At 70.5% G+C, this 21,960-nt stretch carries 22 protein-coding genes; 11 read left to right on the top strand and 11 right to left on the bottom strand.

All coding sequences use genetic code 11. From position 1 onward, the window contains the following. Positions 1-122: 122 nt before the first annotated feature. Positions 123-374 carry a hypothetical protein gene (locus VGD70_RS12465; protein ID WP_331081260.1) on the top strand — a complete coding sequence of 84 codons (252 nt, stop codon included), beginning with the start codon at positions 123-125 and terminating at the stop codon, positions 372-374. Positions 375-500: 126 nt separating this feature from the next. On the opposite strand, the gene VGD70_RS12460 is transcribed toward VGD70_RS12465, so the two are convergent. Together VGD70_RS12460 and VGD70_RS12455 are read right to left on the bottom strand one after the other, a co-directional pair. After that, on the bottom strand, positions 501-1,064 hold the full coding sequence (locus VGD70_RS12460) for a GNAT family N-acetyltransferase (RefSeq protein WP_331081258.1): 564 nt from the start codon (positions 1,062-1,064) through the stop codon (positions 501-503). After that, positions 1,048-2,463 (bottom strand): helix-turn-helix transcriptional regulator, encoded by a 1,416-nt coding sequence (locus VGD70_RS12455; RefSeq protein WP_331081256.1) that lies wholly within the window; start codon positions 2,461-2,463, stop codon positions 1,048-1,050. The genes VGD70_RS12460 and VGD70_RS12455 overlap by 17 nt, the downstream gene beginning before the upstream one ends. Positions 2,464-2,629: 166 nt before the next feature. Here VGD70_RS12455 and VGD70_RS12450 point away from each other — a divergent pair, with 166 nt between their 5' ends. Genes VGD70_RS12450 through VGD70_RS12440 form a run of 3 tightly spaced genes read left to right on the top strand, consistent with a single transcriptional unit; the run spans position 2,630 to position 3,808 of the window. Then, entirely contained in the window at positions 2,630-2,920 is a 291-nt protein-coding gene (locus tag VGD70_RS12450; protein WP_331081254.1) for a hypothetical protein, read from the top strand. Beyond that, positions 2,892-3,566 carry a hypothetical protein gene (locus tag VGD70_RS12445; RefSeq protein ID WP_331081252.1) on the top strand — a complete coding sequence of 225 codons (675 nt, stop codon included), beginning with the start codon at positions 2,892-2,894 and terminating at the stop codon, positions 3,564-3,566. The genes VGD70_RS12450 and VGD70_RS12445 overlap by 29 nt, the downstream gene beginning before the upstream one ends. Beyond that, entirely contained in the window at positions 3,554-3,808 is a 255-nt protein-coding gene (locus tag VGD70_RS12440) for a hypothetical protein (RefSeq protein WP_331081250.1), read from the top strand. The genes VGD70_RS12445 and VGD70_RS12440 overlap by 13 nt, the downstream gene beginning before the upstream one ends. 509 nt (positions 3,809-4,317) lie before the next feature. Here the strand turns inward: VGD70_RS12440 and VGD70_RS12435 are convergent. Both VGD70_RS12435 and VGD70_RS12430 read right to left on the bottom strand, forming a co-directional pair. Continuing rightward, complete coding sequence (locus VGD70_RS12435; protein WP_331081249.1) at positions 4,318-5,217, bottom strand: PAC2 family protein; 900 nt, start codon at positions 5,215-5,217, stop codon at positions 4,318-4,320. Between the two features lie 425 nt (positions 5,218-5,642). Beyond that, positions 5,643-6,515, bottom strand: coding sequence for a S1 family peptidase (locus VGD70_RS12430; protein WP_331081247.1), 873 nt, complete (start codon positions 6,513-6,515; stop codon positions 5,643-5,645). Between the two features lie 168 nt (positions 6,516-6,683). Here VGD70_RS12430 and VGD70_RS12425 point away from each other — a divergent pair, with 168 nt between their 5' ends. Further along, positions 6,684-8,066 (top strand): glycosyltransferase, encoded by a 1,383-nt coding sequence (locus VGD70_RS12425; RefSeq protein WP_331081245.1) that lies wholly within the window; start codon positions 6,684-6,686, stop codon positions 8,064-8,066. 162 nt (positions 8,067-8,228) lie between these two features. Then, positions 8,229-11,231 (top strand): AfsR/SARP family transcriptional regulator, encoded by a 3,003-nt coding sequence (locus VGD70_RS12420; RefSeq protein WP_331081243.1) that lies wholly within the window; start codon positions 8,229-8,231, stop codon positions 11,229-11,231. A 73-nt stretch (positions 11,232-11,304) separates the two neighbouring features. Here the strand turns inward: VGD70_RS12420 and VGD70_RS12415 are convergent, their stop codons facing one another. After that, the gene (locus tag VGD70_RS12415) at positions 11,305-11,439 is read right to left on the bottom strand and encodes a hypothetical protein (RefSeq protein ID WP_331081241.1); all 135 of its coding nucleotides are present in this window, start codon (positions 11,437-11,439) and stop codon (positions 11,305-11,307) included. 204 nt (positions 11,440-11,643) lie between these two features. On the opposite strand from VGD70_RS12415, the gene VGD70_RS12410 reads away from it, so the two are divergent. Genes VGD70_RS12410 through VGD70_RS12400 form a run of 3 tightly spaced genes read left to right on the top strand, consistent with a single transcriptional unit; the run spans position 11,644 to position 14,123 of the window. Further along, entirely contained in the window at positions 11,644-12,564 is a 921-nt protein-coding gene (locus VGD70_RS12410) for a hypothetical protein (protein WP_331081239.1), read from the top strand. A gap of 45 nt (positions 12,565-12,609) precedes the next feature. Further along, entirely contained in the window at positions 12,610-13,308 is a 699-nt protein-coding gene (locus tag VGD70_RS12405) for a hypothetical protein (protein WP_331081237.1), read from the top strand. An 11-nt stretch (positions 13,309-13,319) separates the two neighbouring features. Next, positions 13,320-14,123, top strand: coding sequence for an AfsR/SARP family transcriptional regulator (locus tag VGD70_RS12400; RefSeq protein WP_331081236.1), 804 nt, complete (start codon positions 13,320-13,322; stop codon positions 14,121-14,123). Positions 14,124-14,182: 59 nt separating this feature from the next. Here VGD70_RS12400 and VGD70_RS12395 read toward each other — a convergent pair whose 3' ends face one another. Genes VGD70_RS12395 through VGD70_RS12380 form a run of 4 tightly spaced genes read right to left on the bottom strand, consistent with a single transcriptional unit; the run spans position 14,183 to position 16,980 of the window. Further along, positions 14,183-14,728: a carboxymuconolactone decarboxylase family protein gene (locus VGD70_RS12395; protein WP_331081234.1), complete on the bottom strand. Its 546-nt coding sequence runs from the start codon at positions 14,726-14,728 to the stop codon at positions 14,183-14,185. After that, positions 14,716-15,177: a DUF6187 family protein gene (locus VGD70_RS12390; RefSeq protein ID WP_331081232.1), complete on the bottom strand. Its 462-nt coding sequence runs from the start codon at positions 15,175-15,177 to the stop codon at positions 14,716-14,718. Before VGD70_RS12390 ends, VGD70_RS12395 begins: the two co-directional genes overlap by 13 nt. After that, a complete protein-coding gene (locus VGD70_RS12385; protein WP_331081230.1) occupies positions 15,170-16,498 on the bottom strand; it encodes an FAD-dependent oxidoreductase in 1,329 nt (442 codons plus the stop codon). The genes VGD70_RS12390 and VGD70_RS12385 overlap by 8 nt, the downstream gene beginning before the upstream one ends. Next, positions 16,495-16,980 carry a DUF6423 family protein gene (locus tag VGD70_RS12380; protein WP_331081274.1) on the bottom strand — a complete coding sequence of 162 codons (486 nt, stop codon included), beginning with the start codon at positions 16,978-16,980 and terminating at the stop codon, positions 16,495-16,497. Before VGD70_RS12380 ends, VGD70_RS12385 begins: the two co-directional genes overlap by 4 nt. Before the next feature lie 671 nt (positions 16,981-17,651). Between VGD70_RS12380 and VGD70_RS12375 the strand changes: the two genes are divergently transcribed. Continuing rightward, the gene (locus tag VGD70_RS12375; protein ID WP_331081228.1) at positions 17,652-19,268 is read left to right on the top strand and encodes a PLP-dependent transferase; all 1,617 of its coding nucleotides are present in this window, start codon (positions 17,652-17,654) and stop codon (positions 19,266-19,268) included. A gap of 39 nt (positions 19,269-19,307) precedes the next feature. Here VGD70_RS12375 and VGD70_RS12370 read toward each other — a convergent pair whose 3' ends face one another. Both VGD70_RS12370 and VGD70_RS12365 read right to left on the bottom strand, forming a co-directional pair. Then, positions 19,308-19,628, bottom strand: coding sequence for a DUF6235 family protein (locus VGD70_RS12370; RefSeq protein WP_331081272.1), 321 nt, complete (start codon positions 19,626-19,628; stop codon positions 19,308-19,310). Then, on the bottom strand, positions 19,628-20,791 hold the full coding sequence (locus tag VGD70_RS12365) for a carotenoid oxygenase family protein (protein ID WP_331081226.1): 1,164 nt from the start codon (positions 20,789-20,791) through the stop codon (positions 19,628-19,630). Before VGD70_RS12365 ends, VGD70_RS12370 begins: the two co-directional genes overlap by 1 nt. Positions 20,792-20,919: 128 nt before the next feature. Between VGD70_RS12365 and VGD70_RS12360 the strand changes: the two genes are divergently transcribed. Further along, entirely contained in the window at positions 20,920-21,732 is an 813-nt protein-coding gene (locus VGD70_RS12360; protein WP_331081224.1) for a TetR/AcrR family transcriptional regulator, read from the top strand. Positions 21,733-21,960 lie beyond the last annotated feature (228 nt).

Raw genomic sequence — 21,960 nt, 5'->3', positions numbered from 1 at the left:
CGACGAGTGAGCGGGGTCACGGCGTCCGCCACTCGCCCGCCCACTCGTCGACGACCCCGGCGACCCCGGCGACCGGGTTCGCCGTGCGCGTCGGAGCAGGTCGAGGCGCTGGTGACGCGGCCTTGCTGGCCAAGATCTCGCTGCGCACCGAGCAGGGCCCGTCAGCCGTCAACATGGCCCGCGCCGGACTCGGGCTCACCCTCGTGCCCAGCAACATCATCCCGCAGGGCTTCGGCCTGGTGCTTCGACCCGACCCACCCGTCAACCGCGAACTGTGCGTCTACACCCGAGTCCGCCCGGACCCGGTCACCGCCGCGTTCGTCACCGCCATCGCCGACCAGGCCACGATCGCACCGCAGCATTTCGTGCGGTGACCAGCTGAGTCAGCCGTCCCTTCCCCGTCCTGGCCAGCGCCTGGCTGCCGCCCGCAGCCGCGCAGGAGGCCACGAAGCGTGACCGATCGACGTGGTCCGGCCGGGACTCAACGACTGATTTGCCGACTATCGCGCATGCCCGTGCCCCAGCTCTTTCACCAGCACATCGAAGACCGGCGATCCCGGCAGGGGGTTGCGCTTCTGCGCTACCTTCTGCCAACCCCACTTTCGGTAGGCGGCCCGAGCTGCTTCGGCGGCTGGTAACACCGTCAGCGTGGCTCGTTCCTCGATGCGGTCGGCCAGCAGCAGGTCATGCATCGTCCCGGCAACGCGCCGACGACGCCAAGGTGCCCGCACCAGCAGCTCAACCAGGGCAAACGTGCGGTTGGGGTGCTCCGCGGTCACATTCTCCGCAGCTGGCGTGGTGAGGTTCTGCCACCAGGGCGTGTTCGGTAAGAGCGTGACACCGAAGCTCATGCCGACGAGCCGGCCTTGGTCGCGAGCTTCGATCAGGGTGAAGCCGTCTTGTTGGCGTTGCCCCTCGAAGCGGTCGGCGAACAGCTCGGCGTGTTCCGGTCCCCACTCGTACGGTGGTTCCGCGTAAACCTCGGCGTACAGACTTGCCAGTTCGTCAAGGTGCTTCGCGGCCAAGTCACCGGCTATCGAGGCAAACTCAATCTCCGACGGCAATCACATCACCCTCTCGTAAGGGAGCGACCGAGCGGAGGTAGTCGCGGAGCTGGCCGGTGAAGTCGGTTACCAACGCCTCGCCCCCGTGCCGTGCCACCAGCTCAGCATGAAAGCGAATCAGCCAGTCATAGACGACTGACGACCGGACGGGTTCGGCAAGGCACAGGGCATTCGAGGCAACGCTTACCGACTCAATCGGTTCGCGCTGGCTGAGTCGCGCCTTGGCCAAGCGGATTTCATCGAGGATACGACTGCGGTCATAGCCGTTGGCTCTGGTTTGGCGGGCTTGCAGGGTGTGGTATTCAGCCCGGGCTGCATAGGCACGCCAGCGGGATTGGTCATCAGCTTGCAGGGCCAGTTGGGTGTAGGTGTTGGCAGCCAAACAATCGACTTCGGCCTGGTTCATGTAATGCAGCCAGTCTGGCGCTGGTTCAGCGTCGGCGGCTTCGTGCCAAACCTCAACACATGCCTCAGCCGAACGGGCGGCGTCCGGGGCTTCCCGATTACCGAGTTGCGCATACGCCCGGGATTCAAGCCCGAGCAGTTCTGCACGCACCAATTTCTCAGTCCGCGGCAGCGCGTATAGCCCGGTGCGGGCCAGGTCAAGGCTGTCATCGTAATTGCCGAGTGCGGTAGATAGCTGGGTCATATCACCAATGACTTTGACGCCCAACGGTAGCGCCCCCGGGCCAGCCTCCCGGCAGGCATGCAGCGCCAGCACGTAATAGCGCTGAGCGACACCCGGCAAGCCTTGATCGTATGCCATCCATCCGGCCAATTGCGCCAATTCGGCCATTACTGAGAGCAGCTTGACCCGAACCGTAGCCTCGGTCGTATCGTGCATGCTTTCGGCCACGGCATTGAGCTGCCCGACGACCGCCTTGCGTTTCAGGCCGCCAACGCCAGAGGCATCCCAGCGCCGGAATAACTTGACGGCAGCCTGGAGGTCGTCGAGATTGTCACGGCCGATCGGGTCGTCGGGTATGACCGGCAGCGACGCTACCCACTGCCGGATGGGGCGCAGCAGCGCCACGCTAGTCAGGATTGACAGTTGCTCCAGAACCTGGCGGCGGCTGGCGAGGTCATGCGCGGAAAAGCCTTCGGTGAACTGCACGGCTGCCGTCGCGTCCGAGAAGTCGAGCGGCACCGATGAGAGCAAGGTGTAGCCGTCGGCGCGGCCAGGTACCTCGCTGACCGAGTCCAGCAACTCCGCCAGCTCATCGGCCGAGACGCGCAAGGCATTCGCCAGCTTCCGCCGCAGCCAGGGTTGCGGCTCGGTCTCTGCCCGCTCCCAGCGGATGATGGTTGAGCGGTCAACGCCCACCAGGCTGGCCAAGTCGTCCTGACTGTGACCAAGGGCCTTGCGCCGCTGCACCAGGCGTCTCCGCTTGAGGGCCACGAGTTTCCTCCGTTTCTCACTGCCACCAAGATAGCGGGACGCGGCTTGACCTGCGCTGTTGCCGATGGTCGCTGCGACATTTCTGCGACGTTGGCGCGGCGTGAGCGCCCTGGTATAGCCAGGCTGCCACTCGTTGGCTGGAGCCATGAGTAACGGCGGTACCCCCATGGACAACGCGACCGGCACCGGCAGCAACCTGGTACCGGGCGATGAGGCCTACCACTCCGACAAACAAGTCGTAGCCGACTTGATCAGCCTGAACGGACAGATCAGCCGCTACGTCCTGCGCTACCTCGACGCTGATGCCGGCCGTGCTGTACCACCCAGTACCGACGATGACGCTGCCCTGGGCCAGCGCATCGTCGAAATGGGTGAGGCAATGCAGACCCGCGCCAAGCGACGCCAAAACGTCTCCGACCATCTGGCGAATGTCAACAAAAGAAATAGAAATGTCTAAGGGATCATCGAACCAAGACACGCGCGTCAACTACGCCGCCCTCACGCCACACACGCCGTACATCACGTCGTGGAGCGAAGAGCGGGACCCGGCGTACCGACTCGTTGAGCGTCGCGGTCTAGGCATTGCCTACCTAGACGAGACACTGCACGACCGGGACGACAAGGGCGTGCTCTGGTACCGCACGCCCTTCCGGCCCGGTCACGGCGAGCCGGTTTTCGGCAAGGTGCACCCGTTCCGGCAGCGGCGCGCCATGCGCCGACTGCTGTGCCAGGTCTGCGCCGGACCGGCCGATCAGACCAGTGAAGGCATCCTCTGGCTCCTCAAGGACCACCGCGAGGACTGGCCTGGCTGGCCGGAGAACATGGCCGTCACCGAGCCTCCCGTCTGCCTCCCGTGCGTCCGGATAGCGAGCCGCCTATGCCCGGCACTGCGGAAAGGTGCTGTCACCATTCGCGTCCGCCAAGCTCCGGTGTCTGGCGTCCGGGGCACCCTCTACCGGCGGGGTGACCTGGTTCCCGTTGCCATGGACGAAGCGACCATCCCCTATGACGACCCGGCTATTCGCTGGGTGCGCGCCGCAAGCCTGGTGCGGGAATTGCACGACTGCACCATTGTGGAGGTGGCTGACCTGTGCCGAAGCTGAAGCGCGAGCTCCTCCGGTCCTGGCTCGAGGAACACAACTGGACGGTGCGGCGGCTGGCCGAGGAGTGCAACGCCCTCGGGGAGGACACCTTTGCCGAGGGCACCATGCGCAACGCCGTCAACGGCGTCGACCCGATGCGGCCAGGCCGTATCAAGGTCATCTGCAAGGTGCTGGCCAAGTACGGGGACGGAATTCCGTATAAACGTCTGGTCGAGGACGGCAACGGCGAGGAGTGGCGGTGATGGCGTGTACGAGCTGTGCATCGTCTTACTGGCCGGGTCGCCGTTCTGGGCCTTCCTGGTGTGGGCGGGCGGCTTCGTGGTCATGGACGCGATCAGGGCGCGCGGGCGGAGCCGGGCTGCTGCTGACCCGACGTCTGTTTCCGCCGCCGGCAGGCACTATCTCAACTGCATCCGACCGCAGTCAGGCAGTTGTCAGGGTCAGCGACATACTCGGGGAACGACGCGGCGAGTGCCTCGATCGCGCCTTTGGCCAGTTCCTCGGCACCGTCGCCTGCTCCGGTGACGAGTCCGGTCGCGACCGGGGCGAAAGCCGCCGAAGACCTCGCTTCGCCCGGCGGCGGTCCGGGTCGGGCTTAGTGGTTTCGGCGAGGATCTCGGCGGCCGCCTGCTCGGCTTCCGTCCGCTCGTCAGGCTCCAGACCCAGAGCGGGCGGTGAGTGTCCAACTCCTCCTGCGTTCCGCAACGGGGACAGCGGGTTTCAGTGGCGTGGTGGTGTCACGTTGGGGGGATCAGTGGTCGCGCTGTTGCTCGGCCAGGAAGCGCTCGAACTCGGCGCCCAGTTCGTCCGCGCTCGGGACCGGTTCGCCCTCGGAGACCAGCAAGTTCTCCGACGCCTCGGTGAACGAGTCGTACTGCTGCTCCAGTGCCTCGACCACCTGCGCCGCCTCCGCCGACCCGGCCACCTGGCGGGCGATCTCGGCGTCGGTGCGCTGCGCCGCCTCGGGCAGGCCGCCCGCCTGGATCACCAGGCCCGTCGACTTCGCCAGCGCCTCCAGGAGTCCCAGCGCCGCGGCCGGGTAGGTGCTCTGCGCGAGGTAGTGCGGGACGTAGGCGGCGAAGCCCATGGCGTCGTGACCGGCCTCCCCGAGGCGCAGTTCGAGCAGCGCCGACAGGTTGCCCGGCACCTGCACCCGGCTGAACGGCGACTTCTCCGTGACCAGCTCGGGCCTGGTGGCATGAGAGATCACCGAGAGCTTGCGGGTGTGCGGGATGCCCATCGGGATGCCGTGGAAGGTGACGGCGAGCCGCACGCCCCACCGCTCGATCAGGGCTCGTACGGCAGCCGCGACGGCCTCCCATCGCCGGTCCGGCTCCGGGCCGGTCATCAGCAGGAACGGGGTGCCCACCGCGTCCTGCAGCAGGTGCACCACCAGCTCGGGGGCGTCGTAGTCCTCCCAGCGGTCGGTGGCGTAGGTCATGGTGGGACGGCGCGACCGGTAGTCGAGCAGGTCGTCGATGTCGAACCGCGCGACCACTCGGTGCTCGTGCACCTCCAGCAGGTGGTCGACCAACGTCGAACCGGCCGAACCGGCGTCCATGAAGCCGTTGAAGTGGTGCAGCAGCACCGCTCCGCTCAGATCCGGGACGTCGGAGTCCACCTCGAACAGCTCATCCGGGTCCAGCGCCACCTCGTGCCTCCCAAGTAATCACGTACCCATGAGTAAACGCCGGATGGCCACCGGGCATTCCCGCGGCCCTGGTTCCAGGCTGTTGGCCGTCCAGTTCGCCGCCCGTACCGCCGGCGGCTGATCCACACCTGGCCGCTTGATCGGGTGGGGCCGGCGAACACCGGCACGTGGCCGAGCGCCGACAACAGTCCACAGTAGACAGATATGGCCACAGTGGACACACGATCGCGAGCAGCGGTCAGCGAGGGGGTGACGCCGGCGGCGGTCGGTGCCCCGTGGAAGTCCGAGCCGGTGCCCGCTGGTGTCGGAGTGGCCGTGAACCCGGGTGAGCTGCCCGGATCGCAGTTGCGGCAGCAGTTCCGCCAGCTCGACGGCGACGCCGAACCGCCCACCCGGTAAGGGGGACGCTGAGCCACAGGGCACGACTAGGGGGTCCGCAGCTGCTGGTAGATCCACGCGGCGGCCACGTCCACCCGCGCGATGATCTCCGCGCCCGGCTGGGGGCACGGCGGGCCGGTGTTGACGATGGCCACCAGTCGGCCCGTGCGGTCGTCGTCGGAGATGAAGAACGGGGCGCCGGAATCTTCTGGGCACGGACCGTTCTCCACCGTGCGGGTGCCGACCGGTTGGGCCTCGAGCGTGGTCCGGCCGATGCTCGTGACGGTGAACTGGCCGCGTTTGAGGTGGTCGGACGGGCCGAGGACGGTGGCCGAGAGTGAACCCCAGCCGGCGAACTGCAGCCGCTGGCCGATCGGGGGCTCCTTGTCGGCCAGGGTGACCGGGACGATGCCCTCGACGGGGACGCTGAGCCGCACCACCGCCAGGTCGTTGAACGGGGACTGCCGGACGTCGACGACCTGTGCCGTGTGGCCGCCGGGGTCGCTGTCCTTCAGCTTGCCGATCGTCACCGTCACGGTGTACGGCGGCCTGCCGCCGATCCGCACGTCCTTCAGGTCGTGGAAGCAGTGGCCGGCCGTGATGACCCACTCCGGGGCGACCAGCGCGCCGCTGCAGGCGCCGCTGCGCACGCCGCCGCCCGCGACCGGGATGTCCCGGGAGGTCAGTTTCGCGTTGAACGGGAGGACCGGGCTCGCCGCCGGGGGCCGGGTGGTCGTCGTGGTCGGCGTGACGAGGGTGGGCGTGGGCACGTCGTGGCTGGTGGCCGGGCCGGCCTGACCAGGCCAGGGCGCCGTCCCGCCGGTGACGACGTAGGCACAGGCGATCCCGGCACCGATGACGGCCGAGGCCGCCACCGCCCCGAACCGCAGGCGTCGTCGTCTTCGCGGAATGGTGCGCACGTACTAGATCATGGCGGAGAGCCCTGGACGGTTGCGCCGGATGTACGGACGCGCACCGGGCGCCGCCCGATGTGCGGTGGTCAGGCACGTGTCATGAGCTTCCACTGTGACGCAGGGCACAGTGGTCGGCGGTGCTTCGGCGGCGGTAGCGGAAAACCGGCGGCGCCGATGATCCAGTTCTGGCGCCGCTGCCGAGTGCGCAAGGTGGGATACGTGGTTTCGGCGGCGTCTCGGTTGGAATGGTCCTTGACTGCCGGTTCGGCGGGTTTGTTGTGCTGTGGCGTGGTTCGCGCACGGCGGGGAAGAGAACGGAGGGGCGACATGGTGGTGCCGACCTGGGAGGTTCGGCCGGGTGACGCGCCTCGGCTCGTGCACGTCAGTGCCGCGGCGCGCGGGGGCGGGGTGGCCGCACTGCTCGACGACCTCGTGGCCGCCCAGGATGCCGACGGGACGTCGGTCGGGTGGGCGGTGATCGGCGGCGACGAGACCTTCTTCGACTTCACCCGGTACGTCCACCACCTGCTACACGGCGGGGCCGACACGCGGACCGCGGGGCGGATTGCCGGGGCCATGCCTCATTACCGGGCGTCACTCGCGGCGCAGGCGGACTGGCTCGCGGCGCAGCTCGAACCCGGCGACATCGTGGTTCTGCACGATCCGCAAACTCTGGGTATGGCTCCCGTCCTCGCCGGGGCCGGGCTGAAGGTGGTGTGGCACTGTCACGTCGGCACCACCGCGGACGACGCCTCCGGGCCGTCCGTGGTCTGGGACACCTTCTCGGCCGAACTGTCCTGTGTGGACACTGTGGTGACCACCCTGCCGGAGTTGGCGCCGCAGGTGGTGCCGGCGGCGCGGCGATACGTGGTGGCGGCCGCGGTGGACCCGCACTCGGCGCGGAACCGGCCGCTCGCCAAGGACCACGTGGCGGAGCTGCTCGCCGAGGTCGGGCTGCCCGCCGACGCACCCGTCGTCGCGCAGGTGGTGCGGTGGGAGCCGCTCGACGACATTCCCGGTGTGTTGCGGTGTGTTCCCGGGTTTCCCGAGGACGTGCACCTCGTGCTCGCCGGGTACGAACCCCGGGACCCGGGGGGCCGGGCCGTGTTCGAGGAGGCGATCGAGCACCTCGGCCGTTTGGCCGAGCCCGAACGCGCGCGGGTGCACGTCGTGACGCTGACCGAGGAGCGGGGCGCGCTCACGGTCAACGCGTTGCAGCGGCGGGCGGAGGTCGTGCTGCAGAAGAACCTCGCCGAGGGGCTCGGCCTGACCCTGACCGACGCGATGGTAAAGGGCTGCGCGGTCGTCGCGGCGGATGTCGGGGCTTTGCGGCAGCAGGTCTCGCCGGGACACAATGGCCTGCTCGTGAATCCGCGGGATACCGAGTCGGTGGTCGACGCGGTGCGCACGTTGCTCGACGACCCGCTGTTGCGCCGGCGGCTTGGTAAGCGCGCGGTGGAATCCATGAATCGGCGGTACCTGATGGCCCGATTGGTTGCCGACTATCGTCTGTTCGCGGCACCCGAACGGCGGGGTCACGCGCTCGACGCGGCATGATCGCCGCGGAAACGAAGATTTCATCGCTTTGCGTGGGTATGCGGCGACAACCGCGCGCCGAGCATGGAAGATGGGGTTGTGCCGGCACTGCGATTACTCGGACCCCTGGAATTGTCCCTCGACGGGGACGAGCGTGACCTGGGCGGAAGCCGAAATCGTGTCGTGCTCGCGATGATGGCGCTCAACGCGAACCGCGTGACCCCGATCGACCAGCTCATCGACGCGGTGTGGGACGACGAGCCACCGACCACCGCCCGCGCACAGATCCAGATCTGCGTCTCCGCCCTACGCCGCGTGCTCGCCAGCAACGGCGGCACCGCCCAGATACGCACCCGCTCCCCCGGCTACCTGCTCGAGATCGCCGAGACCGACCTGGACATCGCCCAGTTCAGCAGCCTGGTCGCCTCCGCACGTGCCCACGGGGACGCCGACCGCAAGTCCGAGGCCGTCGCCGCGCTGCGCAGCGCGCTCGGCCTCTGGCGCGGCCCCGCACTGGCCGGCATGCGCTCGGAGGTGCTGCGCCGCAGCACCACCCAGCTCGAGGACGCCCGCCTGGCCGCCGTCATGGAGCGCGTCCGGCTCGACCTGGCGCTCGCGCGCCACGAGGAGGTCGTCGGCGAGCTGTTCGCGCTCGTCAAGGAGCATCCGCTGCGCGAACGGTTCCACGAGTTCCTCATGCTCGCGCTGTATCGATCCGGGCGGCAGGCCGAGGCGCTGGAGGTGTGCCGGCAGGCCCGCGCCACGCTGATGGACGAGCTCGGCATCGAGCCGGGCAAGGGCGTGCGGCGGCTCGAGGCCGCCATCCTCAACCGGGACCCCGGGCTCGACATCGGCTCGAACGGCCAGGGCCCGAGCGCGCGGTCGCCCGTGCCGACGAACGACCAGCAGTCGGTGGTGCCGAGGCGGCTCCCGGCCAGCATCGCCGACTTCACCGGCCGGAAGGCGCAGCTGGCCGAGATCAAGCAGGTGCTCTCCGACGACGGAGACGGCGACGCCCGCTACGGCACCCGCATCGTCGCGATCTCCGGCAAGGGCGGCGTCGGCAAGTCGACCCTCGCGCTGCGGGCCGCGCACGAGCTGCAGGACGTCTTCCCCGACGGCCACCTCTACGGCGACCTGGAGTCCCCGCACGACCAGGACCGGGTGCGCGGCGTGCTGGTCAGGTTCCTGCGGGCGCTGGGCGTGGACGCCAACGCCATCCCCGACGAGGAGGAGGAGCGCGCGGACCTCTACCGCAGCCGGATGGCCGACAAGCGGGTGCTCGTCGTGCTCGACGGGGCGGCCGGCGAGGACGAGATCCTCCCGCTGCTCCCGGCCGGCACCGGCTGCGCGGTCATCGTGACGAGCCGGGTCCCCCTGTCCGGGCTGCCGGGCGCCCACCTCGTCGACATCGACGTGTTCGACGTCGACCTCTCGCTCGAGATGCTCACCAAGATCATCGGACCCGCCCGGCTGGCGGCCGAGCGGGACGGCGCCACCGAGCTGGCCACCCTCTGCGGCGGGCTCCCCCTCGCCATCCGGATCGCCGGCGCCCGGCTGGCCTCCCGCCCGCACTGGCGCATCGACGTGCTGGTCGCCCGCCTGCGCAACAGCGTGCGCAGGCTCGACGAGCTCACCTACCGCGGCATGGTGCTGCGCTCCAACATCGAGTTGAGCTATCGCACGCTGACGCCGACCGCGCGCCGCCTGTTCCGCCGCTTCGCGCTGACCGCCACCCACGACTTCCCGGCGTGGACGGCGGCCGCGTTGCTCGACATCGACGCGTTCGACGCGCTCGAGGTCGTGGAGAGCCTGGTCGAGGCCCAACTGCTGGACACGGTGCAGTTCCCCGGCGAGCAGCCGCGCTACCGCTTCCACGACCTGATCCGGGTGTTCGCGGCCGAGCGGCTGCCGGAGGAGGAGTCCGACACCGAGCGCGCCGAGTCGATCGAGCGGCTGCTCGGCGCCTGGCTCGCCCGCGCGGAGCACGCGCACCGCAAGGAGTACGGCGGCGACTACACGATCGTGCACGGCACCGCCCCCCGCTGGTCCGGGGCGGCGGAGCTGGAGGACATCGACGACATGGGCGACCAGATCGAGTGGCTGGAGTCCGAGCGCCGCTCGCTCGTCGCGGCCGTGCACATGGCCGCGGACCACGGGATGTCCGAGATGTGCTGGGACCTCGCACTCACCTCGGTGACGCTGTTCGAGATCAAGGGCCACTTCGACGACTGGCGCGATACCGCGGAACGGGCGCTCGCCGCGACCGAGGAGGCCGGCAACCGGCGCGGTCACGCCGCGATGCTGTACTCCCTCGGCGCGATGCACCTGGTGCACACCAGGCTCGCCGAGGCGGAGCGCTGCTACTCCGCCGCGCTCGCGATCTTCGAGGACGAGGGCGACGAGCACGGCTGCGCGCTCGTCCTGCGCAGCGCCGCGATCGTCGACCGGTTTCACAACCGGGACGCGGCGATGCTCGCGAAGTTCGAGGCGTCGCTCGAGAAGATGCGCGCCGCCGGCGACCACGTCGGCGAGGCGCACCTGCTGCAGAGCGTCGCGAAGGTGTCGATCGACAAGGGCGACACGAACCGCGCGCAGGAGATGCTGGAGACCGCGCTCGACCGCTTCCGGCGGGCCGGCTACCTACGCGGCGAGGCGCAGGCGCTGACCCGGTTCGCGGAGCTGCACCTGCTCACCAACCAGGTGGAGCACGCACACCAGGCGCTGAACCGGGTGCTGCTGATCGTCCGCGACCTCGGCGACCGCATCGGTGAGGCGCACGCGCTGTGCCGGCTGGGCGTGGTCCGCCAGCGGACCGGGCGGCTGGACAACGCGGAGACCACGCTGCAGCACGCGCTTTCCCTCGCCGAACAGGTCGGCCAGCACATCGTCGCCGGGATGGCGCACTACGCCCTCGGGGAGATCGCGCTGGCCCGTGGCAAGGGAGCCGCGGGCGCCGAGCACGTCGACGCCGCGTACACGCTGTTCACCGAGCTGGGCTCGACGGTGTGGCGGGCGAAGACCCTGGTCCTGCGGTCGGACGTGCACCAGGGCCGCGGCGAGGACGAGTTGGCGTCCCGTGCGCTCGAGAAGGCCATCGGCCTGCTCGGCGCGGTCGACTCCCTCGAAGCCACGAGGCTGCGCGAGGAACTGGAGCAGAACCGCGGGAACGCGGTAATCCGATAGTGCTTTCGGGCGGCGACAGAACAATCTTCCCGAGCGACCGCCTGCCGCCGCCGTGAATTCACGGTAAAAGAGGTCAGCTCGCCACTCGGCACGGCGTCGGCGAGTTCCAGGGGCAGTCAGCGGCGGCGGTACCCGTGGTCAGAAACAGTGCGGAAAGGCCGAGAAACAGCGCGACGAGGAGCATGACGATCTTGCGAATTGCGGACATTGCGAGCCTCCGTGGGCTGTTGGTTTGAATTTATTTCTCTGCGGGAACCCCGCTCGAGAAACACTCAACAGCGACTCGCCTTTGGTTCTCATTCAATGGCTTTAAGAATCGCCATCGCCCGTCGATAGCGGTCGAATAAGGCTCCGGTAGCGGACTGGGCGAGGTTGACCACATGGCTCGCGCAGGCACACAAGGACGAATCCGATGACCGTGACGGTCCTCCGGCTGCGTGCACACGAGGTGTGGAGCGCACTGGAGGTCATCGACCCGGTGGCCGTGCTCGCCGAGGACCTGATCGGCCGGATCGTCGACCGGCCGGGACACGCCCGCAGGACAGCCGGGCTCCTCGTGCCCTGGCAGGGCGCCGAGCGCAACGGCAGCGAGCTCGTCATGCTCGACCACCCGGACGCCACGATCCGGTGCGTCATGCCGGCGCACAGCCTTCGCGCGTCGTTCGCCGCGGCGCTCGCCGCGGTGGCCGCGCGTGAGCTGCTGGCGTCCGGCGGCGTCACCGTCGCCATGCTCGGCTCGACGGAGACGACGCAGTTCCAGCTGTCCGTCATCGCCAGGCACGTGCCGGACATCAGCCACGTCGCGCTGTGCCTGGCGGAGGGCCCCCGGGCGGTGGAGCCGAAGCTCGCCGACCAGCTCGAGCTGTCGGGCATCGGGTGGTCCGTGGTGCGCACGCCCGCCGACGCGGTGTTCGGCGCCAACCTGGTCATCGCCGCGGACTACGGAGCGGCCCGCCAGGATCTCGGCTCATTGCGGCTCGGGCAACTCGCCCGCGGCGCGGTGCTGGTCAACGCGACCGGCAAGGACCTGCCGGCCGACCTCGTCGACCAGGTCGACGAGGTGTTCGTCGACGACAGCGGGCTGCTCGAGGACCACCGCGACCGCCGGGTGGTCACCAACCACCTCTCCGGCACCACCCGGCGCGGCGACGCCGGTGGGCGGATCGCCGCCGACCTGTCCCAACTACTCCTCGGCCGGCACGCCGGCCGCCTGCGCACCGACGACGTCGTGCTGGTCGAGCTGCTCGGCGTCAACGACCTCAACGCGGAACTCGCCTATCGGATCTACGAGGGCGCCACGCGCACCGGCCTTGGTGAGCGGGTCGCCGACTGACACACGGACTTGTGCGCGAGCGCGCACGGACTGGGAGCGACCGTCATGACCATGCAGAACGCACGGCCCCACGCACGGGAACACGAGCAACAGGACGCGAAGCCCGCCGACGACGGACAACCCACGTGCCGCAGCAGGCAGCACGAGCCCGGTCGGTCGCTCCCCTTGGCCCCGGGCCTGCACGTCTGCGCGGCGTGCCGGGACTTCGCCGAGGTGACGCTGGTCGACCTGCCCGCGCTGTTCGACCTGTGCGCCGACGGTTTCGACCTGCGGCCCTACGGGCCGGCCGAGCAGGCGGGCGAGGCCAGGCCGGGCGAGCTCGTGCCGTGCGACGCCGTGGCCTCGGTGCGCGCGGAGATCCGGACCGTGCTGGCCGCGTGGTGCGGGCTCGTCTCCGTGGAACGGCGGGTGCGTGGCCCCGAGGAGCTGACGGTCCGCAAGCTCGTCGGCTTCCTCGCCGTCCACCTGCACTGGCTCTGCCAGCACGCGGCGGCGCCGGACCTGGTGAACGAGCTGACGGACCTGACCGCGGCGGTCAACGCCACCTTGCGGCCGGCGAACGGCTTCCGGGTGGCCGTCGGCGCCTGCCCGCACGCCGGGTGCGGGCAGCCGACGCACGCCGAGGCGCACCAGGAAGGCGACGAGCCCTACGAGGTCGCCTGCGACGGCGGGCACGTGTGGGCCCCCGAGCGGTGGCTGTCCCTGCACGGCACCGTGGTGCCGCGGCAGAAGAAGAGGGACTGAGAGGTGTCGTCATGCGGGTTCAGGTCAACGTTCTCGGCCCCCTGGAGGTTTCCGTAGGCGGGGCGCCGGTCGCGCCGGTCGCGAGCAAGCCGAGCCGGCTGCTCGCCCTGCTCGCGCTCAACGCCGGTCACGTCGTGAGCTCGGCGGCGCTGATCGAGGAGCTGTGGGACAGCCGGCCGCCGCCGAGCGAGGTGCTGACCCTGCGCACGTACGTCCTGACCCTGCGCCGGATGCTCCAGCCAAGGCTCGCCGACGCGCACGGGGCGAGCCGCAAGGACGTGCTCGTCACGCGGCGCTCCGGCTACCTGCTCGAGACGAACCCGGACGAGGTCGACGCCAACCGGTACGACCGGCTGTCGGCGGCCGGCCACCGGGCGGTCAACGCCGGCGACGCCGAGACCGCGGCGCGGACGCTCGGCGAGGCGCTGCGGCTGTGGCGCGGGCCGGTGTGCTCCGGGGTGTCCACCGGCCCGCAGCTCGCCATCGAGGCCATGCGGCTGGAGGAGACCCGGCTCGGCGACCTGTACCTGCGGATCGAGGCCGACCTGCGGCTCGGCCGGCACCACCAGGTCCTCGGCGAGCTTGCCACGCTGTGCGCGCGGCACCCGCTGCTCGAGGACTTCTGCGCACAGCACATGGTCGCGCTGTGCCGGTGCGGGCGGCCGGGCCAGGCGCTCGCCGCGTTCCAGCGGCTGCGCGCGAACCTGGTGGAACAGCTGGGGGTCGAGCCGGCGGCGGCCGTGTGCCGGCTGCACCACGACATCCTGACCGGCCACCTGACCACTGTGGACACGAAACTGGCGCTGGCCGGCTGAGCACCACGAAAACCGGCGCGGGGTGGCCCGCGCCGGCTTTTCGCCGTCCAGAACAGGTCTCAGCTGTCGAGCACCTGGTTCAGTCCCGCGTAGCCGACCTTCTTCAGCCGCTCACCCGACTCCGCGAAGTAGTCCGGGCCCGCGCTGATGCCGTGGCCCTCGACCATCCGGTTCATGAAGTTGAACAACGCGCACACCATCACCGCGTAGTGCAGCGCACGCTCGTCCCAGCCCGCGCCGAGCACCTCTTCGGCGTCGGCCCTCGTGATCGAGGACGGGCTGCGGGTGAGCTTGCCGACGTAGCGCAGCACCGGCCGCAGCTTGTCCTCGACCGGGGCCGCGTCGAGGTCGTCGAGCGCGGCGGGGATCGCGCCCCGCTCGATGCCGCACACCTCGGCGGCCACCGTGTGCACGCCGTGGCAGTAGCCGCAGGAGTTGACACCGGAGACGTACGCGGCGATCAGCTCCCGCTCGGCGACCGAGAACGGCGCGGGGCCGCGCATCAGGACCTCGTGGTAGTCGAGCAGGGGCCGGGAGGTCTCCGGGTAGAGCGTGAAGACGTTCATCAGCTTCGCGTCGTCCGGAAGCGAGCTCAGGTAGGACACAGTTCCTCCGCGGTTCGGGTGATCTCCTCGCGCCGCAACCAGCATGCGATCAGGTACACCCGCTCGGCATCGCCGGACGTGCGCAGTGCGGGCACCCTCTCCGCCGCCGTCGCGAGCCCCCTCGCGGCGGCGGCCCACTGCTGGCGCAGCGCGGCCGACAGCGCGCCGGGACCGACCCGGATCTCGGCGAGACCCCGGCCGGCGGCACGCCAGCGGCCGGCGCCCGCGGCGAGCGCGTCGTCGAAGGTGACGTCGTCGCGGGCGCCGTGGCGAAGCTGGTCTATGTAGACGGTCACCCCGGCGGGCGCCTCGGCCAGCCCCCCGCTCGCCACGCCGAGCCCGGCGAGCAGCCGTTCCGGGCCGAAACCCATGAGCAGCACACCGATCTCGGTCTCCGCCGGGTCGTCGACGGCGGGCAGGGAGAAGACCGTGTCGTAGGGCTCAGGCACGAGTACCAACGCCTTCCCGCACCGCGGCGGCGATCGAGCCCGCGATCCGGGCGGTGGCCACCCGGTGGCCGTCGATGTTGCGCGCGGCGGGCCCGAGCACCATGCACGCGGCCGCGCCCGCGGCGAACACCCGTGGCGCACCGCGATAGGCGAGCGTCCGCTCGTCGAGGTCCGGCCAGCCGTCGCGGGCGCCGACGACGTGGCCGGGCAGCAGCCCGGCGCCGATCGACGGCAGCGTGCCGAGGGCGAGCACGACGTGGTCGCCGGACACCGGCCGGCCGTCGTCGAGCCGGACGCGGTTGTCGGTGACCGCGTCGATCCCGGCGCCGCGGTGCACGGTCAGCCTGCCGTCCTCCTCGGCCGCCGCGAGCAGCGGGCGGAACTCGAACATCACCGAGGCACGCCGTTCCCTGCCCATCAGCGCGAGCCGCTCGTCCCACGACGCGGGCCGCGCCAGGCTGTCGAAGCGGGCCCGGCCCTCCGCGCGGAAGAACGACGCGTTGACGTCGGAGCACTGGTAGCGCTCGGCTTCCTCGCGCACCACCCACGCCACGCGGGCGCCGCGGTCGAGTGCGTTGTGGATCAGGTGTGCCGCGGTGAGTCCCGCGCCGACTACGACCACCCGGCCGGCGTCGGCCGGCACCGGTTCGTCCCAGTACCCGACTCCGGTCGGCCGGTCGCCGCGCCACCAGGTGGCGGGCGCGGCGCGGCGCTCCTCCCCCTGGCACAGCACGACATGGCCGGCCTCGATCGCGAAGTCGCGCTCGACACCGTTGTCCTGACAGGAACCCCGTACCGTCGCGTGGTCGGCGCCCGCGTCGATCCCGCGCACCTCGCCACGCCAGAGTCGTTGGGGCACCTGATGAATCGCGGACGTGTGCCGGCAGTAGGCGTCGAACACGTCCACCGGCACGACCGAGCGGTGCCCGGCCTGCGACATCCTGATCTCCCGCCGCTCGACGGAGGTCAGGTGCGACCAGTGCATCCGCGCGAAGTCACGTAGCTCGCAGTCGCGATAGCCCTCCACGCCGGGGTGGTGCTCGTAGGGCGAGCGCAGCACCCGCTGACCGAGCCGGTCGACCCGGTCGAGGAAGCGCGCGGCCGGCTCGCCGTCGCGGTCGATGATGACGACGTCGTGCACACCCACGTGCCACAGCGCCGCCGCGACCGCGAGGCCGGCCGGGCCGGCGCCGACGATGACGATGTCGGCGCCGGACGGCGGCAGTCGCGGCCGGTCCGGGAGCTGGGGCGCCGGATAGCGCGGCCAGTCCCGGTGCCGGGGCGAGTCGAGCAGCTGGGGGTGCGGAAGGAACCTGGTCACCCAATGACCGTGACCGGCACGATCAGCTCGATGGCCGGCCGCTGCGGCATGCCGTCGGAGACGATCTGCTGCAGCACCTCCTCGGACTTCTCCGCGCTGTCGGCGGAGACCGGGCTGTAGCGGGCGTGCGCGTACGCGGGGCGGCGGCTCTCGGTCTCGATCTCGAACACCTTGAGCACGGCCTCGCCCGGGCGCACCTCGCCGTCGAAGAACACCAGGCGGCGCTGGTCAGGGGTGAGGAAGGTCTTGCTGAACTGACGGGACATGACCATCACGTCGTCGCCGTCGACAAAGGTGGTGTCCTCGTCCGTGGTGACCTGCATGGCCACCCAGGTCTGGTCGGTCAGGTTGGTCTCGGACTTGATGATCTGCCAACGCCCGGGTTCGGGCAGGTTGATGGAGACGGACACGTCGTAGTCGACCGCGTCGATCGCACCCGAGATCATCAGCACGCGGCGCCGAACGTCGGCGACGCCCGCCATCTGGATGTCCCTGGCCCGCACACGACCGGACACATCTAACCCGGGCACTTCCAGTGAAGCCATGTTCAATTACCTCCCAGCGCGATTCAACAACAGAGTCAAATGACCTCGTAATGTCAGCGTCGCACATTTCGCGGACACGCTCAACACATCACGCGTCGGTAACCGACCCGCCGAATGCCATTCCCCCATAAAGCCCTGCCGAGACGCCCAGGTGGTCGCACAAATGCTTGCAGATGCGAATGATCCGAACGACAGCCGGCCGAGGGGGTTGACGTCGGGCCCCCGCCGGCCGACGACGATCTTGGTGCGTAGTGCGCGGTTTGATCACCACCGCTCCACCCGACGGCCCCTCGACACAGAGCGTGACAAATTGCGCCACCATTTCGCCCGAACAGCCTAGCGCGTTAGTGGCGCAATTCATCGCGAAGCCAATGCCGCATTACGAATAACTCACGTCCGCAAGACTCCGGCTCGACCCCCACCGCGACCGCATCCTGGGAGAGGCATTCCATCGGACGGACGTATTAGCGTTCATTATCGTCTCCTGCCGACGGATCGAGCGAGGCGGCGGTGGAGGAAGTCGAAGGAGACCCGGTGGTGGGCCTTACGTGAACTCCCTCAGGTAGCCCGGCCGGCCGCGGACCAGTCGAGCCAGACTTGGAGGACACGTGAACAAGAAGCCCGTGCTCACCCATGGCCGCACCAGACCGTACCGCCGGCTCACGAGTGTGCCGACCGCCTCGGCCGTGCCGGAACCGCGCGGGTCCCACGCCGACCCGGTGCGCACCGGGCACGTCGGCCACCCCGACAACTCCTCCCCCGCGCGGGAGCTGCTCGAGCAGTTCGACGCCTGCGCCGCCCGGCTGCGCATCGCGCGCCACGCCATCGAGGAACACGCGACCTTCTGCGTGCGAAGCCGATTACCACTGGACCAGCCGCTGATCGCGCGGCTGCTCGACGCCGTGCGGCACGCCGAGGCACGGCTCGCGCAGGAACGCCACCTGCTCGTCGGGCACGGCGGGACCGGCCGCCCGGAACAGCTGTCCGCCGGCGAGACCGTCCTGCGCTTCGGCTGGGCGACGTACTCCTACGCACGCGGCGCGTTGGAGTGGTGCTCGCCCTCGACCGCGCAGTCCCGCGCGGTCCAGTTCTTCGACGTCGGCGCGCAGAACTCGGCGGAGGCGAACTACGCGCGGTACGAGAGCAGCGCGGTGGCGGACCTCGAACGGCACGTCGCCGACGTGCTCGTGGTGCCACCCGGCACGCACACGGTAAGCGCCACGTCCTCGGGCGTCGCCGCCTACACGCTGATCGAGGCGGTGCTGCTGCGCCACCGGCTGTGTCCCGGCGACGCCGTGCTGATCGCGCCGACCGTCCACTTCGAACAGGTCGAGCAGCTCACCGCGCTGCCGTACTTCCCCGTGCTGCGCGGCTCCGGGCACGGCGTCGACGACCTGCTGGACGAGGTCCGGCGGCACCGCCCGCGCTGCCTGTTCGTCGACCCGCTCGCCAACAACGCGCGGCAGCGGATGATCGACGTGCCAGCGCTGATCCGCAGGCTGCCCACGGTGATCACCGGGCCGATCACCGTGGTGGTCGACGGCACCACGCTGTCCTGCGGCCTGCCCGCCGTCGCCACGACCGAGGACGACCCGGTCGAGGTGATCTACTACGAGAGCGGGTCGAAACACCTGCAGCTCGGCCTGGACCTGACGATGGCAGGCTTCGTGGTGCACCCGATCGGGCTGCTGGCCGAGTTCACCCGCCAGCGCCGCAACACCGGGTCGATCCTCGACCCGCGCGCGGCCGACCTGTTCCCCCGCTACCCCAGCGACGCGCACCGCAGCAGGCTGCGGCGGATCGGCGACAACGCGCTGCGCGCCGCCATCCTGCTGCACGACGACCCCCGGGTGCGCGAGGTCGGCCAGGTGTTCCACCCCGGCCTGCCCGACCACCCGGACCGGGCGGCCGCGCAGACGCTGCCGTACGCGGACGGGTGCCTGAGCTTCCTGTTCGACCAACCGGAACGCAACGGCCGGGTGGAGCTGGACGCGTTGTTCGAGCGGGTGCTGGCCAACGCGCGCACGCTGGGCGTGCAGTTGGCCAAGGGCGCCAGTTTCGGGTTCTCGGTGCCGAGGCTGTGGGCCGCGGAGGACACCTGCCTCGGCGTCGAGTCGCCGTTCCTGCGGCTGTCCGTCGGCGACCGCGCGGACCAGGTCGACCGGCTCGTCGAGGCCGTCGCCGACGCGGTGGCCGACCCGATCGCCCGCGTGCTCGCGGGCTGACCGGGCGGCCACCGCGGTTCGGTCACCGCCGGCCGGGGCTCAGGCCGCCGCGGCCGGCGGCACCTGCCTCGCGGGGCCGATGTAGCCGATCGCGAAGGACTGGTCGGCCAGCCGGATGCCGATCACCAGGTCGTCGTGCAGGTGCACGCTGAACTCGTGTGGCAGCGCGTAGGAGTCGACGGTCTCGTACCGCCGGAACACCGACCCGTCCTGCACCGCGAACAGCACCCGGTACACGGCGTTGCGGGTCGCCTGCGAGGCGGTCCGCGACCATGCCTCCAGGATGTCCAGCCCGCGCTCGAGCCGGAACCGGGGGTCCGACCGGCGGGCGGCCGGCTCGTCGGGGGTGTCCATCTCCATCACCGCATCTCCTTCGACCGTGCGGGCCCGGCAGGCACCCAGGTCGCCCGTGGCGAGGTGGGCACGCACGCCGGCAGCGGGATCTCCGCCACCGGCTCGCCGGCCACGTCTGTCGCGTCGAACACGAACGCCGTGGCGCTGCGCTCGGCCACGTCTTCCACGAACGCCATGACCCAGCCGCCGCCCTCCGCGCCGACCTCCACGCCGCTCACGAGCACCGGCTGGCCGGGCCGGCGGCCGGCGCCGAAGTCGTGCGTGCCGGTGCGGCCGGTGCGCAGGTCGTGCCTGGCGATCGTGTTTCCGTTGGCACTGAACAGGAACCGGTGCTGGCGGCCGGCGACCGACGGGTCGGCGACGGCCACCCGCACCTCGTCGGTCAGCGCGTGGGACCGTGCCGTGCCGGTGCGCAGGTCCAGCGTCCACCGCACGACCGGCGCCGGGCCCTGCGTGGCCAGGTCCTCGGGGGCGCCCTCGTGCCACAGCGCGTCCACGACCACGCGGTCGCCGTCGTCATAGGCGTTCACGGTCCGGAACGTGTATCCGGGATCGACGTCGAACCACCTCGGCGTGACGTCACCGTCCGCGTCGCGGGGCAGCAGGCCGATCCGCGCGCGGCGGTCCGCCTGCCACGAGTAGGGCGTGCGCTCCCCCACCAGCGCCGCCGCGCGGCGGTAGGTGACCGGGAGGTCGAACACCACGAGGTACCGCTCGGTGACCGCGACGGTGTGCATCAGCGGCGCCTGGTCGAGCGCGAAGCGCTGCGTGCGCAGCACCGCGCCGCCGTCGGCGACGAGCAGGTGGTCGGCGTACTTGCGCTCCGCGTAGGTGACCACGGTGTGCCAGTGCTTCGACACCGGGTCCCGCATCGGCCAGGCCGCGGTGCCCTGCCCCTCGGCGAGCCTCGGCAGGCCCGCGAGGCGCACCGGCACGTCGAGCGCGGCCACCGGCCCGAACGGGCACGGGCGGCGCCCGGCGCCCGCCTGGTACCAGCTGACCTCGCCCCGGCGGAACCGGACACCGGAGACGGCGAGCGGGGTGGACTCCGGATGCCGGCGCGAGCACAGGCCCGGGTGCGGGTGCGCCTGGAGCAGGGCCCCGACCAGCTCACGCGGCACGCGGCCGCGAACCGTCAACTGCTGCTCGTCGGGAGACAGCAGGGCCATCCGGCGCTCGTCTGACCCGGTCGAACGGGTTCGCTCAACTGTGGGGAGCATCGCCGACACCACCTTGCCGCATTCGTAGCATAACGTCGTTGTGTACAACCATATCGGCGTTATGCAACAATGTCAACGTGAGCCCACGACAGATCGACCCCAGGATCCGCCCGGCACTCATCGAGATCGGTGCGCGGCTACTCGCCGACGAGGGCCCCAAGTCCCTCTCCACCAGGAGAATCGCGGCTGAGGCCGGCACCTCGACCATGGCCGTCTACACCTACTTCGGGGGCATGAGCGGCCTGGTGCGCGAGATGGTGCACGAGGGTTTCGCCCGCCTGCAGAAGCACCTGGCGCAGGTGGTGGAGACCGACGACCCGGTCGCCGACATGGCGCTGATGGGCCGCGCCTACCGCCACAACGCCCTGGCGAACCCCCACCTGTACGCGGCGATGTTCGGCGGCTCGTCGCTCGCCGGCTTCGAGCTGACCGAGGAGGACCGCCAGCACGGGCGGTACAACCTCAGCAACGTCGTCGAGTGCGCGCGCCGGTGCATCGCCGCGGCGCGGTTCCGCCCGTCGGACGAGGTGATGGTGGCCCACCAGATGTGGATCACGATCCACGGCCTCGTCGACCTGGAGCTGGGCAGCTACCTCATCGCCCCGTGCGACGCGGACGCCGTCCTCGAGACGCAGCTGGTCGCACTCATGACGGGCGCGGGCGACGACCCCGGCCCCGCGGCGCGCTCGGTGGCCCTGTCCGCGCGACGCTTCGGCAGGGAGATCTCGACGACGCCCCGCACGGCCGAGGAGGTGCCGGCGGAGGAGAAGAAACCGTCCCGCCGCGGCAGGAACGGCCGCACGCGCAACGGCAGTACGAACGGCAGCGGCAACGGGAAGGCGATCGCGAACGGCGCGGCGAACGGCGGCACGGCGAAGGCGGTGCGGTGAACAGCAGCGCGACCGGCACCGCCGTGTTGGTTGGTACCGCAGTGTTGGTTGGTACCGCGTAGGGTCCGGGCCCGGTCTGGTCTTGTCTGGACTTCGGCGTGCGGCTGCTCACCGCGGCACGGCGGCCCCCTCAGGGCTCAGAGGGGGATGTTGCCGTGCTTGCGCTGGTGCCACGCCTTCCGCTTGGTGCGCAGCATGTGCAGGCCCTTCGCCACGGCGATGCGGGTG

Origin of the sequence: Actinophytocola sp. (genome assembly GCF_036402745.1) — a bacterium.
In the GTDB taxonomy this organism is placed as follows: Bacteria; Actinomycetota; Actinomycetes; order Mycobacteriales; family Pseudonocardiaceae; genus Actinophytocola.
This window is presented reverse-complemented; position numbering and strand designations above follow the sequence as displayed.

Excerpts from the sequence above, each read along its gene's own strand:
- VGD70_RS12450 (WP_331081254.1), top strand. The coding sequence starts at position 2,630 with ATGGACAACGCGACCGGCACCGGCAGCAACCTGGTACCGGGCGATGAG.
- VGD70_RS12445 (WP_331081252.1), top strand. The coding sequence starts at position 2,892 with ATGTCAACAAAAGAAATAGAAATGTCTAAGGGATCATCGAACCAAGAC.
- VGD70_RS12425 (WP_331081245.1), top strand. The coding sequence starts at position 6,684 with ATGATCCAGTTCTGGCGCCGCTGCCGAGTGCGCAAGGTGGGATACGTG.
- VGD70_RS12415 (WP_331081241.1), bottom strand. The coding sequence starts at position 11,439 with ATGTCCGCAATTCGCAAGATCGTCATGCTCCTCGTCGCGCTGTTTCTC.
- VGD70_RS12410 (WP_331081239.1), top strand. The coding sequence starts at position 11,644 with ATGACCGTGACGGTCCTCCGGCTGCGTGCACACGAGGTGTGGAGCGCA.
- VGD70_RS12405 (WP_331081237.1), top strand. The coding sequence starts at position 12,610 with ATGACCATGCAGAACGCACGGCCCCACGCACGGGAACACGAGCAACAG.
- VGD70_RS12400 (WP_331081236.1), top strand. The coding sequence starts at position 13,320 with ATGCGGGTTCAGGTCAACGTTCTCGGCCCCCTGGAGGTTTCCGTAGGC.
- VGD70_RS12380 (WP_331081274.1), bottom strand. The coding sequence starts at position 16,980 with ATGGCGGGCGTCGCCGACGTTCGGCGCCGCGTGCTGATGATCTCGGGT.
- VGD70_RS12370 (WP_331081272.1), bottom strand. The coding sequence starts at position 19,628 with ATGGAGATGGACACCCCCGACGAGCCGGCCGCCCGCCGGTCGGACCCC.
- VGD70_RS12365 (WP_331081226.1), bottom strand. The coding sequence starts at position 20,791 with ATGGCCCTGCTGTCTCCCGACGAGCAGCAGTTGACGGTTCGCGGCCGC.